Source organism: Prauserella endophytica (assembly GCF_005146945.1).
Taxonomy (GTDB): domain Bacteria; phylum Actinomycetota; class Actinomycetes; order Mycobacteriales; family Pseudonocardiaceae; genus Prauserella_A; species Prauserella_A endophytica.
Genome location: NZ_SWMS01000025.1, coordinates 43,126 through 56,349, shown reverse-complemented (window position 1 = coordinate 56,349; position 13,224 = coordinate 43,126). Strand labels below are relative to the sequence as shown.

At 70.6% G+C, this 13,224-nt stretch carries 10 protein-coding genes; 4 read left to right on the top strand and 6 right to left on the bottom strand.

Annotation, left to right across the window (positions count from 1 at the left end; translation table 11 throughout):
* Positions 1-234 precede the first annotated feature (234 nt).
* The 4 genes from FCN18_RS31235 to FCN18_RS31220 all read left to right on the top strand — a co-directional run bounded on the left by FCN18_RS31235 (position 235) and on the right by FCN18_RS31220 (position 4,743).
* Positions 235-1,452: a L,D-transpeptidase gene (locus FCN18_RS31235; RefSeq protein ID WP_407675802.1), complete on the top strand. Its 1,218-nt coding sequence runs from the start codon at positions 235-237 to the stop codon at positions 1,450-1,452.
* Positions 1,453-1,594: 142 nt separating this feature from the next.
* Complete coding sequence (locus FCN18_RS31230) at positions 1,595-2,992, top strand: MFS transporter (RefSeq protein ID WP_112265203.1); 1,398 nt, start codon at positions 1,595-1,597, stop codon at positions 2,990-2,992.
* A 9-nt stretch (positions 2,993-3,001) separates the two neighbouring features.
* Complete coding sequence (locus FCN18_RS31225; protein ID WP_112265205.1) at positions 3,002-3,580, top strand: PaaI family thioesterase; 579 nt, start codon at positions 3,002-3,004, stop codon at positions 3,578-3,580.
* Positions 3,580-4,743: a metallophosphoesterase gene (locus FCN18_RS31220; RefSeq protein ID WP_137096762.1), complete on the top strand. Its 1,164-nt coding sequence runs from the start codon at positions 3,580-3,582 to the stop codon at positions 4,741-4,743. Before FCN18_RS31225 ends, FCN18_RS31220 begins: the two co-directional genes overlap by 1 nt.
* Here FCN18_RS31220 and FCN18_RS31215 read toward each other — a convergent pair.
* From FCN18_RS31215 to FCN18_RS31190, 6 genes are all read right to left on the bottom strand, one after another.
* Positions 4,736-7,255 (bottom strand): serine/threonine-protein kinase, encoded by a 2,520-nt coding sequence (locus FCN18_RS31215; RefSeq protein WP_137096761.1) that lies wholly within the window; start codon positions 7,253-7,255, stop codon positions 4,736-4,738. The genes FCN18_RS31220 and FCN18_RS31215 overlap by 8 nt on opposite strands.
* Positions 7,256-7,276: 21 nt before the next feature.
* The gene (locus FCN18_RS31210) at positions 7,277-8,236 is read right to left on the bottom strand and encodes a glutamate ABC transporter substrate-binding protein (protein WP_137096760.1); all 960 of its coding nucleotides are present in this window, start codon (positions 8,234-8,236) and stop codon (positions 7,277-7,279) included.
* On the bottom strand, positions 8,236-9,648 hold the full coding sequence (locus FCN18_RS31205; RefSeq protein ID WP_113644590.1) for a hypothetical protein: 1,413 nt from the start codon (positions 9,646-9,648) through the stop codon (positions 8,236-8,238). The genes FCN18_RS31210 and FCN18_RS31205 overlap by 1 nt, the downstream gene beginning before the upstream one ends.
* A gap of 133 nt (positions 9,649-9,781) precedes the next feature.
* Positions 9,782-11,050, bottom strand: coding sequence for a helix-turn-helix domain-containing protein (locus tag FCN18_RS31200; protein ID WP_137096759.1), 1,269 nt, complete (start codon positions 11,048-11,050; stop codon positions 9,782-9,784).
* A 40-nt stretch (positions 11,051-11,090) separates the two neighbouring features.
* On the bottom strand, positions 11,091-12,200 hold the full coding sequence (locus FCN18_RS31195) for an acetoin dehydrogenase dihydrolipoyllysine-residue acetyltransferase subunit (RefSeq protein WP_206078019.1): 1,110 nt from the start codon (positions 12,198-12,200) through the stop codon (positions 11,091-11,093).
* Positions 12,201-12,202: 2 nt separating this feature from the next.
* On the bottom strand, positions 12,203-13,216 hold the full coding sequence (locus FCN18_RS31190; RefSeq protein WP_112265218.1) for an alpha-ketoacid dehydrogenase subunit beta: 1,014 nt from the start codon (positions 13,214-13,216) through the stop codon (positions 12,203-12,205).
* Positions 13,217-13,224: the final 8 nt, after the last annotated feature.

The window sequence follows — 13,224 nt, the reverse complement described above, 5'->3', positions numbered from 1 at the left end:
TGGGCGGACTCTTCTCCGGGAGGTTGCATAGTCCGCGCCTCCGGCGATCAACCCTTCCAGCGGGGTGACGGTAGCGCCCAGCAGCCCGGCGTCCACTCACGGAGCGGAACCGCACCATCGCCCGTACAGCTGAACTACAACCCCACTGGATGTGATGGCAGTCACATTTTTCCCGGTGCAACGAACGGCTTTCACCGGGCGTCAGTGGGGGTACACGGGGAGATCAAGGGGGCAATGAACATGACACACCAACACCGGGGGCCGTGGTTCGGACGCGGCGGGCGCACCGGCGGGCTGCTGGCGCTCGTACTGGCGTTCCTGCTGGCGCTCACCGCATGCTCGGGTGAGGGCAGCGGAGGAGAAAGCCCTCAGCAACAAGGAGAAGCCGACGACCAGTCCGCTCCGGCCAAGGTCGTCGCGCAGCCCGCCGACGGTGCGCAGGGCGTCGGACCACGCGACCCTGTCAAGGTCTCGGTCACCGACGGCACCATCGAGACGGTGGCACTGAAGAACCCGGAGGGCAAAGAGGTCGCGGGCGAGCTCGCCGGCGACAAGCGGAGCTGGTCGGTCACCGAGCCGCTCGGGTACGACAAGACGTACACGTGGTCGGGCACCGCTGTGAACTCCGAGGGCGAGACGACGCCGATCGCCGGCTCGTTCACCACGGTGTCTCCCTCGGCGACCATGGGCGGGCGGCTGAACGTCGGCGACGGCAAGACGTACGGCATCGCCATGCCGATCACGCTGACCTTCGACAGCCCGGTCACCGACAAGGCCGCCGTCGAGCGGGCGCTGTCGGTGGAGACCACCCCGAAGACCGAGGGCTCGTGGGCCTGGCTGGAGAGCGACACGTCGGTGCACTGGCGGCCGAAGGAGTACTGGCAGCCGGGCACACAGGTCGCGGTCAAGGCGCTGATCTACGGGGTGTCGATGGGTGACGGCGCCTACGGGGAGGCCGACCTGACCTCCAACTTCACCATCGGCCGCTCTCAGGTCGTGAAGGCCAACACCCAGACCCACCGGATGCAGGTGTACCGGGACGGTCAGCTGGTCTCCGACTACCCGGCGAGCTTCGGGCTCGACTCCGATCCGGGTCGCGTCACGCACAGCGGCACGCACGTGGTGATGAGCAAGCACTCGACGTACTTCATGAACAACCCCGGCTACGGGTACGAGGACTTCGAGGTGAGCTGGGCCGTGCGGATCTCGAACAACGGCGAGTTCACGCACGCGGCGCCGTGGTCGGTCGGCGATCAGGGGTCCAACAACGTCTCCCACGGCTGCATCAACCTGTCCGACGCCAACGCCAAGGAGTATTTCGACAGCGCGCTCATCGGCGACCCGGTGGAGATCGAGGGCAGCACTCAGCAACTCGGCCCCGAGGACGGCGACTACCACGACTGGACCTACTCCTGGGAGGAGTGGACCTCCATGTCGGCGTTGAACGGGTGACGAGCGATCGAAGGGGCGCCGGGAGATCCATGTCTCCCGGCGCCTCGTCATCTTCCGGACAAAAGCCGTTGCCCAAGTGGCACCAAGGTTGAAATTTTCCGACACTGACTGAACAACGCAAGCCAGTGCCGGGAGGTCCCCAATGCCGGAGGACGCAGCACCCCGCCCACAGGGTGCGACCTATGAACCAGATCCGAAAGACGTCCGCAAGGCCGTCGCCGGTTCGGCGATGGGCAACTGCATCGAGTGGTACGACTTCGGCGTCTTCGGCTTCATGCCTGCCATCCTCGGCCAGGTCTTCTTCAACGCGAGCAGCACGACGGAGGGGGCCCTCGCGACCTTCGCGGTGCTCGCGGTGACGTTCGTCATCCGGCCGTTCGGCAGCTTCGTGCTCGGCCCGCTCGGCGACAAACTCGGCAGGCAGCGGGTGCTGGCGCTGACGGTCATCCTCATGTCGGGTTCCACGTTCGCGATCGGCCTGCTGCCGTCGTGGGAGCAGATCGGGCCGGCCGCGGCGGTGCTCGTGATCCTGCTGCGCGCCCTGCAGGGCTTCTCCGCCGGCGGCGAGTACGGCGGCGCGGCCACGTTCATCGCCGAGTACGCTCCAAACAAGAAGCGCGGCTTCCTCGGCAGCTGGCTGGAGTTCGGCACGCTCGTCGGCTTCTTCCTCGGCGCGGGCGTGGTGACGCTCTCGACGGTGCTCCTCGGCGAGGAGGCCATGCAGCAGTGGGGCTGGCGCATCCCGTTCCTGATCGCCGGCCCGCTCGGGCTCGTCGGTCTCTACCTGCGGAACAAGCTCGAGGACACCCCGGTGTTCCGCGAGATCGAGAACCAGAAGAAGGTCGCCAAGTCGCCGCTGAAGGAGCTGCTCACCCGGCACTGGAAGTCGATCCTGCACCTCATCGGCCTGGTGATCCTGCTCAACGTCGGTGACTGGATCATGCTCGCGTACGTCGAGACGTACCTCAAGGACGTGCTCGGCATGGAGGGCGACGCGCCGCTGCTGATCGTGATGGGCGTGATCCTCGCCATGCTCGTGGTGATCGTGCCGATCGGCAGCCTGTCGGACCGAATCGGCCGCAAGCCGATCCTCATCGCCTGCTGCGCGGGCTTCCTGGTGCTCCCGATTCCCGCGTTCACGCTCATGGAGAACAGCGTGGGCGAGAACGGCGGCGTCAACGCGGGCATGCTCGTCGGCGGCCTGGCGATGATCGGCGCCTGCCTGGTGCTGTTCCTCGCCGTCGTCGCGTCCACCCTGCCTGCGATGTTCCCCACACAGGTCCGTTACGGCGCCTTCTCCATCGGCTACAACGTGTCGACCGCGCTGTTCGCCGGCACCGCACCCTACGTCGTCGGCTCGCTCGTCGACGCCACCGGCAACACCCTGTGGCCGGCGTTCTACCTGATGGGAGCCGCCGCGATCGCCACCGTCCCGGTGCTGCTCCTGCCGGAGACCAAGGGCGTCTCGATGCGCGGGATCGTCAGTTCGCGCCAGTGCCAGAGCGGCACCACAACGCCGTCCGCACCGGCAACCGGCTAACTTGACCGGGTGAGCAACGCTGGACAGAGCTGGCCGCCGGTCGAGACCGAGCCGGCCGTTCCCCATCCCAAGGCCCCGCAGCCGGGCAGCAAGCTGGGGGTGCACTACTCGCACTGCTTCGGCTGCGGGGACGAGGTCGAGGTGGGCCTCCACCTCCAGTCGTCGGTCACCGACGGCGCCGAGGTGGTGTCGGAGTTCGCCGTCACCGAGGCCCACCAGGGCGCACCAGGGCTGGCGCACGGCGGGCTGCTGGCCTGCGCGTTCGACGAGGCCCTCGGCGCGGCGGTCGGCAACCTGCTGCGCAAGCCCGCGGTGACCGCCAAGCTGGAGACCGACTTCGTGCGGCCGGTGCCGGTCGGCTCCACGCTGTTCATCTCGGCGAAGCTGGACGGCGTCGCGGGCCGCAAGACCTACGCGAGCGCCGAGGGCAGGCTCGACGCCGCGGACGGCCCCGTCGCGGTTCGCGCGCGCGGCCTGTTCGTCACTGTGGGGGTCGAGCACTTCACGACACACGGCGACAAGGACGCGCTGGACAAGCTCGCCGCGTCGGCCCGCCGCAGACGCGAGGACTGGGACATCAACCCCTGATGTTCATCCTCGTGGCGAGCGCCCTGCTCGCTGTCGTACACGTCTATCTGTGGAAGCGTCTGGTGGCCGACACCACCCGACGCGGCACGCGCGCCCGCCGGGTCGGCACTGCGGCGCTCGTGGTGCTGATGCTGCTGATGGTCGCCGCGCTCACGCTGGGCACGAGCACCGACCCGGCGATCGCGCAGTGGTTCGCCTGGCCCGGCTACCTGTGGCTGGCGACGTTCTTCTACCTGTTGCTGGCACTGCTGGTGCTGGAGATCCCGCGGCTCTTCCTGCGTCGCTGGGTGCGTGGGAAGCCGGAGCCCGCGAGCGAGGACGCCGAGCAGAGGGGCGTCAGCAGGCGCGTGGTGCTGGCCAGGGGCAGCGCGGCGGTGGCGGGCGTGGTGGCCACGGGCTTCGTCGGCTACGGCGTCACAGTTGCCACGGGAGCGCCGACGGTGACGCGGGTACCGATCTCCCTGCGCAGGCTCGACCCGCGCGCGGCGGGCTGCCGCATCGCGCTGATCAGCGACGTGCATCTCGGGCCGATCGTCGGCCGCTCGTTCACCGAGCGGATCGTGGAGCTGATCAACGCCGAGCGGCCCGATGTCGTCGCCATCGCGGGTGACCTCGTGGACGGCGACGTCAAGCACCTCGCGGAGGCAGCCGCGCCGCTGGGCGACCTGCGCAGCACACACGGCACGTTCTACGTCACCGGCAACCACGAGTACTACTCGGACTATCGCCAGTGGCTCGACCACCTGCCGTCACTGGGCGTGCGGCCGTTGCGCAACGAGCACGTCGACATCGAGCACAACGGCGGGACGTTCCACCTGGCCGGCATCAACGACCACACCGGCTACCAGTGGCAGGACCCCGGCGACGTGGCCAGGGCCGTCGAGGGCAGGGACGCCGACCGCGCCGTGGTCATGCTCGCGCACCAGCCGCGCGACGTGCCCGGCGCCGTCGAACACGACGTGGACCTGATGCTCGCCGGGCACACGCACGGCGGGCAACTCTCGCCGTTCGAGCTCGCCGTGAGCCTCCAGCAGGGCGCCGTCGCCGGGTCCTACACGTTCGGCGACACGAAGATGTACGTCACGCGCGGCGCGGGGTTCTGGGGCCCGCCCGTGCGGGTCGGCGCCCCGCCCGACATCACGATCGTGGAGCTCACTAAGTGAGGGTGCGGGGGCGGATGGCGTTGGCCTTGTCGACCAGCTCGATCCGCTGCTCCGCGCTGCCCGCCAGCCTCGCCAGCGAGCGGTAGCAGCGCTCGAGGCCGAACCGCAGCTCCCGCTCGGAGAGGTCGCACCCGAGCACCTTCGCGCCCTGCACCCGCCCGTTGCCGGAGCCTCCGGAGGTGACCCAGTGGAAGGCGGCCTCCAGCACCTCGGCCGACAGCCGCGTGCGGCGCTCGGCGTCGAGCGCGAGGCGCTCCAGCCTGGCGCCCGCGTCAACGATGTCGCGCTCCCTCGTGTCCTCTGCCCCGCCGCCCGTGATCCTCGTCTTGATCTTGATGGCGGCGACCTGCGCGGCGACATGGTGCGTCGACGACGACGGCACCGACTCCAGCACCTCGATCGCGCTCGCGCGCGCACCCTGCGCGAGGTAGACCCTCGCGAGCCCGAACGCGGCGCTCACGTAGGAGCGGTCGGTACGCCACACCAGCTCGTACAGCCTGGAGGCGTTGAAGTAGTCGCCCACGCTCTCCGCGCTGAAGGCCATCGCGAGCTTCGGTGCGATCTCGCCGGGCAACTCGTCGTACACCGAGTCGAAGGCCACGTGCGCGACCCTCGGCCTGCCGCCCGCGAGCTCGATGAGCCCCCGGTACCAGTCGATGCGCCAGTCGTGCGGGTACCCGGCCTTGATCGCGAGATACTGCGCGGCCTGCAACTGCCGGTTCGCTTCGGCCAGCTCGCCGAGCTCGATGCGGGCACGCACGATGCGCAGCCGCACCTCGATCGACTCGCGCGGGGCGTTCGCGAGCGCCTCGATGGCCGTCCTCGGGTCGGCCGACGCCGTCGTGGCGAGCACACCCGCACCGGCGTCGTCGGTGTGCACCTGCGGGATCGGCAGCCCGGCGACCACCTCGGCGGGGTCGGGCAGCGGCACGCTCTGCCCCGGCTCCGGCACCACCATGTCGACGCCGAACGTGTTGGTCTCCGGACCGTACACATTGGACGGCGCTGGCCGCTGCTTCCTGGTGCCCAGCGACATGATCTCACGCAGCACGCCGGTGAGCTGGTCGGCCATGTCCTCGGCCGAGACGAACCGGCGGTCCGGGTCCGCGTGCGTCGCGCGGCGCAGGAACCGGTAGTACGAGCCGAAGAGCTTGAACAGCGGGACGTCGTCCTGGCTCGGCAGGGTCGTCTTGTACTTCGTGGTGTAGCCGGTGAACTCGAAGCTCAGCACCGCGAGTGTCCGGCCGACCGTGAACAGGTCGGAGGCCACGGAGGCGCCGCGCGTCGGCAGCTCGGGGGCGCTGTAGCCGGTGGTGAAGAACAGCGGGCTGGAGTAGTCGTCCATGCGGCGCACGGCGCCGAGGTCGATGAGCTTCAGCTGCTCGTGCGTCTGGATCACGTTGTCGGGCTTGAGATCGCAGTAGAGCAAACCCTGTGAGTGCAGGTAGCCCAGCGCGGGCAGGATCTCCAGCCCGTAGGCGATCACCTGGCCGATCGGCAGCGGCTCGGCGCGCCCGGTCTCCCTGTGGTGGGCGAGCGCGAGCTGCCGCAGCGACTGCCCGCCGACGTACTCCATCACGATGTAGCCGACGGACGTGCCCGTGTCGGGATCGGGGTGCTGCACGAAGTTGTAGATGCGGACGATGTTCGCGTGCTCGACCTCGGCGAGGAACCGCGTCTCGTTGACGGCGGCCGCCATCGCGGTGGCGTCGCCGGTGTCGATCAGTCCTTTGAGGACGACCCAGCGGTCGTTGACGTTGTGGTCCTGCGCGAGGTAGATCCAGCCGAGCCCACCGTAGGCCAGCGCGCCGAGCACCTCGTACTGGCCGCCGACCAGCTCGTGGGGCTGGAGCTTGGGCACGAACGAGAACCGCGTGCCGCACTTCTCGCACACTCCCTGCGGGTTGCCGGGCGCACCGTCGCGGCCGCGACCGACCTTGGCGCCGCAGTTGCCGCAGAACCGCTTCTCCTCGGAGACCATCGGGTTCGTCAGCACCGCCGACGCCGGGTCGCGGTAGGGCACCTGCGGCACCTCGACCAGGCCCGCGCCGAGCCTGCCGCGGCGCGATGTGCGCGAGCCCGTGCGGCGGGACGTGCCGGGGAACGCGCCGGAACCCGTGCCGGGCCCGGTGCCGGGACCCGTGCCCGCACCGGTTCCGGGCACGATGCCGCCGCTGGTGCTCGGCGGCAGGACGCTCTCGGTGCCGGGGTCTGGCAACGTGCCCGGTCCGGACGGCTCCGGCGGCGGCGCGGGTGGCGTGATGCTCTCCGTCGCGGGAGCGGGCGCCGCGAGCACACTGGTGGGCTGCGGCTCGTTGTTCCGCTGCCAGTGCGGGGTCATGACCTGGGTGTTCGGCGCCACCGGCGCGGGCGGCGGGGCCGCGGGCCGCGCGGGCGGCTCGGCCGGGGCCGGCTGTGAGCCGGTGAGGACCTCCGGTGGCTGCGTCCAGCCGCTGCCCTCCGGCTCGTCGTCCGGCGCGGCGTGCCGAGGACGGCGTGGCTCATCCGACACTGCTGCTACCTCCGGGAGGTGTCACTGGTAGTTGGGGGCAGGCGGGCTCGCGGGGCCGAGGCGATCCAGCAGCCACCTGTTGTAGCTCTGCTGCCACGCGCCACCGCGCACCCGCTCCAGCACCGCGTTGACGAAGCGGACCATGTCCTCGTTCTCCTTCGGCACGCCGATGCCGTAGAGCTCGTCGGTGAAGCGCTCGCCGACGATCTTGACCGTGGGATCCTGCTCGGCCATCCCGGCGAGGATGGTGTCGTCCGTGGACACCGCCTCGACCTGGCCCTGCTGCAGCATCACCAGGCAGTCGGACCAGTCGTCCACCGAAACCGGAACCGGCTTCGGGTCGGCGGCGGCGATGTTCTTCAGCGACGTGGACTCCTTGGCGGCGCACACGCGCTTGCCGCCGAGGTCCTGGATGCCCTTCACCGTGGAGTGCTTGTCGACGAGCACCTTCTGCCCCGCGACGTAGTACACGGTGGAGAAGGCGATGTCCTCGAGGCGCTCGCACGTGATCGAGAACGTGCGCACCACGATGTCGACGTCACCGTTCTGCAGCGCGGGAATGCGCTGCGCCGAGGTGATCGCCCGGAACTGCACGGCGTTGGGGTCGCCGAAGATCTCGCGTGCGACCTCCCTGGCGATGTCGATGTCGAAGCCCTCGAGCGCGCCTGTGGTGGGATTGCGGAAGCCGAACAGGAAGGTGTTCTGGTCGACGCCGACGCTGAGGTAGCCGCGCTTCTGGATCTCGTCCATCGTGGACCCGGACTGGATGGACCCGTTCGGCGAAAGGCTCGCCGTCGGGTCGCAGCTGGTGTCGATGGAACCGCCGCCCTCGACGTCGTTCTCCACGGCGGCGTTGGCGGGCTGGGGCCGCTCGACGGAGCCGACGGGAGCGGGGTCGACGGGCGCACCCGGCGACCCGCAGCCCGCGATCAGCAGGGCGAACGCCGACAGCGCGGCGCCAAGTCGTTTCGTAGGTGTCATCAGCGGTACTCCCGCAGCCTTTCCCGGATGCCCAGCGTGGTGCCCAGCGCGGCGATCACGGCAAGAACCGCGAAGCCCGGCGCGAGCAGCACCAGCGCGCGCGAGGCGTTGGTCGTGTCGTCGAGGAAGGACTGCCGCCCCGACTCGATCGCGGCGGCCAGTTCCCGGTCGAGCCGGTTGAACGCGGCGGCAGCGGTGCGGTCCTGTGAGCCGTCGATCGCCATCTGCACCGCACCGTCGTAGTTGCCCGAGCCGTCGAGTTCGCGCAGCTGGCCATGAGCCTCGCGCCACGCGGTCGCGTGGGTGACCGCCGAGTCGACGTGCCCGGCCGATGGCAGGCCAGCCGAGCGATCCGCCGCCTCGCCGAGCAGGCCGCCGTTGCCGTCCTCACCCACGAGCTGACCCATCAGCTGCGCGTACTCCTCCTGGTACGACTCGCCACCGCCCCGCGCGACGAGCGTGAGCGTCTCGTCCGCGCGGGCCTGCAGCGCGGCGATCCTGGCGCGCACGAGCAGGTCGGACTGCTCGGTGCCGTCGCTGCTCCCGCTGCTGACGAGCACGCTCTGCACGGTGAGCGCCGCGGCGCTCCACAGGATCGCGATGCCCACGGCGATCGTGGCCACCACGAGGCCGACGTTGAAGACGCGGTTGGTCTTGCGCTTGAGGTAGATCTGCGTGGCGATGAGCGCGCCGAGCAGGCCGAGCACGAGCAGCGCGGTGAGCCACGGGACACCGGTGGCGTCGTCCTGCTCCTCCACGAGCCGGTCCGTGTCGATCTCGTACAGCTCCTGCGCGGCAGGCAGGATCTTCGCCCGCATCAGCTCGGACGCCTCCCGCAGGTAGGCCGCGCCGGCGGGGAAGCCCTGCCGGTTGTTGGCCCGCGCGGTTTCGATCAGCCCGGTGTAGACCGGCAGCTGCTGGCTGAGGATCTCGACCTGCCTCGCCGCCTCGGCGACCCCGCCCGAGTCGGACGCCGCCCTCGCAAGCGCCGCGCCGGCCGTGGCGATGTCCAGCTCGTAGCGCTCCCGCAACTCGGGCGGCTCGGCGCCGGTGGAGAGGAACGCGCTCGCCGCCGTCGCGTCGGCATCGGACAGCGACCGGTAGACCTCCTGCGCGGAGGCCGCGAGCGGTTCCCTGTGGTCGATCAGGTCGTCGATCGTGTTCGCGCGGTTCTGCACGGAGACCGTACCGATCACGCCCGTGAGCAGGGCCAGCACGATGAGTCCGGTCGCGATGAGCGAGAGCCTGCCGGGACTGGTCGCGGCCGACCGGGCGATGCCGCGGACGGCGTTGCCCGGCAGTTCGAGCAGCCAGGCGAGCCCCGAACGCTGACCGCGCGGCTCCTCCGGGGGCACCGGCTGCCCAGGGGGTGCGGGCACACCCGGACCACGAGGGGTCACGGTGCTCGTCATCGCGTTCCTCCACCCAGTTCCAGCACCCGCATGACCGTAGCCGAGTCCCGGCAACGACAACCACGGACTCCACGAACGGACCAAGATCGTGGCGGGGCTGTGATGCGCCCAGGGTGCGTACTGGGAGGCGCACCTACGGGTTACGCAACGCCGGGGCCGTCGAGTGGGGCAGCACCAGCTCGGGAGCCTCCGGCCGTTCGAGCACCACCTCGAGATCGTCGGCGAACCGGTAGGGCCTGCGCGCGAGGATCGTGCCGAGCCGCCTGCGCAGCCGGGACATCTCGGCACGCACGGTGACCGTGCGTTCGGCGTCGCCGAAGAGGTCCAGCGCCAGTTCCGCGGCCGAGCGGCCATCGCGGTGGCACGCGAGGACGTACAGCATCTCCGCGTGGCGCGGGCTCAGCGGGTAGGACCAGGTGCCGCTCGGTCCGGCGACGGTGAGCGTGCAGTCCCTCGGCGAGCGAACGTCCAGCACGGCCCTGGTGGTCCCGCGCTCGGTGTCGTGCTCGGTGACCCGCACGAGCCAGCCACCGGGAACCGGCTCGACCAGGCAGGTTCCGAGCGAGGGCAGCCATGCCTCGCCCGGTGCGCAGCCGCGGGGCAGCGGCACGCGATCCAGTGGCGCGAGCCCGGACACGGCGGCGACCCAGCCGTGCTCGTCGGTGACCATCGCGCGGCCCGGCACCTTCGACAGCACGGGCAGGGCCGCGGCGCGCAGGCGTTCCAGCTCGGCGAGGTGGGCGTTGCGCAGCTGCGACTCGGCGAGCTTCGCCACCGCGTCGACCAGCGCGAGCGTGGTGGCGTGCACGGTCGCGGCCGGGCCGGAGAGGTCGACGACTCCGAGCAGCCTGCCGTCGCGGGGGTCGTGCAGCGGCGCCGCCGCGCACGTCCACGCGTGATGGGAGCGGACGTAGTGCTCGGCCGAGTAGACCTGCATGGGCCTGCGGGCGACGAGCGCGGTGCCGATGGCGTTGGTGCCGACGTGGTTCTCGTCCCACGACACGCCCTCGGTGAACCCGAGCCGGTCGGCGCGGTGCCGCACGGCGTTGCTGCCCTCGCGCCAGAGCACACACGCGTCGCCATCGACGACCACCATGATGTGCGCGGCCTCCTCGGCCACGCTGATCAGACCGCTGCGCAGGATCGGCAGTGCGTCGGCGAGCCCGCTGGCGCGGCGCCTGGCCTCGACGTCCTCGGTGGACAGCGGCCTGCCGTCCCGGCCGTGGTCGGGGTCCAGGCCGAGCCGCCGCATGCACTGCCAGGACGCGCCGATGACCGCGCGCGGCTCGGCGGGTGGGCTCGCGCCCGAGAGCGCGGCCTCGTGCACCCGCGCGAGCACGCGCGCGTACCGCCGGGGGTCCGCCCCGACGGGCACCGCTGCCTCGAGGTGCTCCTGGCGCACGGAGACGAGTGTCGCAAGCCGGACCCTCCGCACGGAACCCTTACCGACGGTTCGTCACCGCATTGACCGCCACGACCACGGCGTTCGGCTGCTCAAGGTGCACCATGTGCCCCGCGCGTTCCACGTACTCGACGTCGTCGAGGCCCTCGCCGTTGGTGGCGGGCAGCACCGCGTCCTGCCTGCCCCACACCACCGCCACCGGGACGTCCACTTCGGACAGCAGCGGGGCGACGTCGAGCGCGGGCTCGTCGCCGTCGAGCAGGGTGCCGAGCAGCGCGCCCAGTGCCTTGTCGACGCCGTCGAGCCGCTTGTACCTCATCAGGTCGTCGGCGAGCTGCCTGGTGACCTGACCGGGGTCCGCGAACAGCGCGGCGAGGTGCGGCTTGAGCTCCCGGCGCGACCTCGCCTCGGCGAATCCGCGCAGGTAGCCGGCGTTGATGCGGCTGCCGAACCCCGCGGGGGCGATGAGCGTCAGCGAGGCCACCCGCGCGGGTTCCCTGGCGGCCGCGGCCACCACCACGGCACCGCCGAGCGAGTGCCCGACGAGGTGCGCCCGCTCGATCCCGCGCTCGGCGAGCAGGCCGAGCACGGCACCCGCGAGCACGTCGAGTGAGCCGTCGCCGACATCCTTGGTGGACTCGCCGTGGCCAGGGAGGTCGAGCGCGTACACGGTGTGTGACTGCGACAGCGGCTCCTGCACGAAGAGCCAGGAGTTCTTGTCGCCGCCGTAGCCGTGCACGAGCACCACGGTTTCCTCGCCCTCGCCGAGCGCGGCGAAGCAGACCGTGCGCCCGTCCACCTCGACACTGCCCGTGACGGGGCCCGCGACCTCGGCCACCGCGCCCGAGTCCAGCTCCTCCCTGGCCAGCAGCGCCGCCTCGTCCAGCTCGGCGTCCGGCACGTCGGCGGGAGCGATCAGCGCGATCGTCGCGCCCACCGGCACGTCCTCGCCGACCTGGGCGATGATCCGGCGCAGCACACCTTCGTCGGCCGACTCCAGCGCGCCGGCGATCTTGTCGGTGTCGATCTCGGCGAGGTCGTCGCCGTCGGCGATCTCGTCACCCTCCGAGGCGATCCACTCGGTGACCTTGCCGCTGGTCATCGAAAGACCCCACTTCGGCATGACGACCTTGCGAATGGCGTCGTTCATCCTCACCGCTTCCATTCGACGACGGTCTTCACGGCGTTGGCCACGCGCTGGGCGTCCGGGATGTAGAGGTCCTCCAGCGCGTCGGAGAACGGCACCGGTGTGTGCGGAGCGGTCACCATCTCGATCGGGGCGCGCAGCGAGCCGAACGCCTCCTTGGCGACGAGCGCGGAGATGTCGGTGGCGAGGTTGCAGCGCGGGGTCGCCTCGTCCACCACCACGAGCCGTCCGGTGTTCTCGACGCTTTCCAGGATGGTCTCCGTGTCGAGCGGGCTCGTGGTGCGCGGGTCGATGATCTCGGCCTCGACCCCGGATTCGGCGAGCTGCTTCGCCGCCTCCTCCGCCACCGACACCATGCGCCCGATGGCCACGATCGTCACGTCGTCGCCATCGCGGACGACGCCCGCCTCGCCGAACGGGATCGTGTAGCTGTCCTCCGGCACGTCGCCGGTGACGTCGTACATCGCCTTGTGTTCGCAGAAGATCACCGGGTCGTCGTCGCGAATGGACTGGATCAGCAGGCCCTTCGCCTCGTACGGGCTCGAGGGCACCACGACCTTCAGCCCGGGGATGTGGGTGAAGATCGGGTACAGCGCCTGCGAGTGCTGCGCCGCCGCGCGCAGACCCGCGCCGTACATCGTGCGGATCACCACCGGCGTCTTCGCCTTGCCGCCGAACATGTACCGGAACTTGGCCGCCTGGTTGAAGATCTGGTCGAAGCAGACGCCCATGAAGTCGATGAACATCAGCTCGGCGACGGGGCGAAGGCCGCTCGTCGCCGCGCCGATCGCCGCGCCGACGAACGCCGACTCGGAGATCGGGGTGTCGAGCACCCGGCCGGGGAAGCGGTGGTAGAGCCCTTTGGTGACACCGAGAACGCCGCCCCACGCGTCGTCCTCGCCGGGGCTGCCTGCGCCGCCCGCGTTGTCCTCGCCGAGTACGATCACCGACTCGTCGCGCTCCATCTCCTGCGCGAGGGCCTCGCCAAGCGCCTCGCGGTAGCTGATCGTGCGTGCCATCTGGGGAA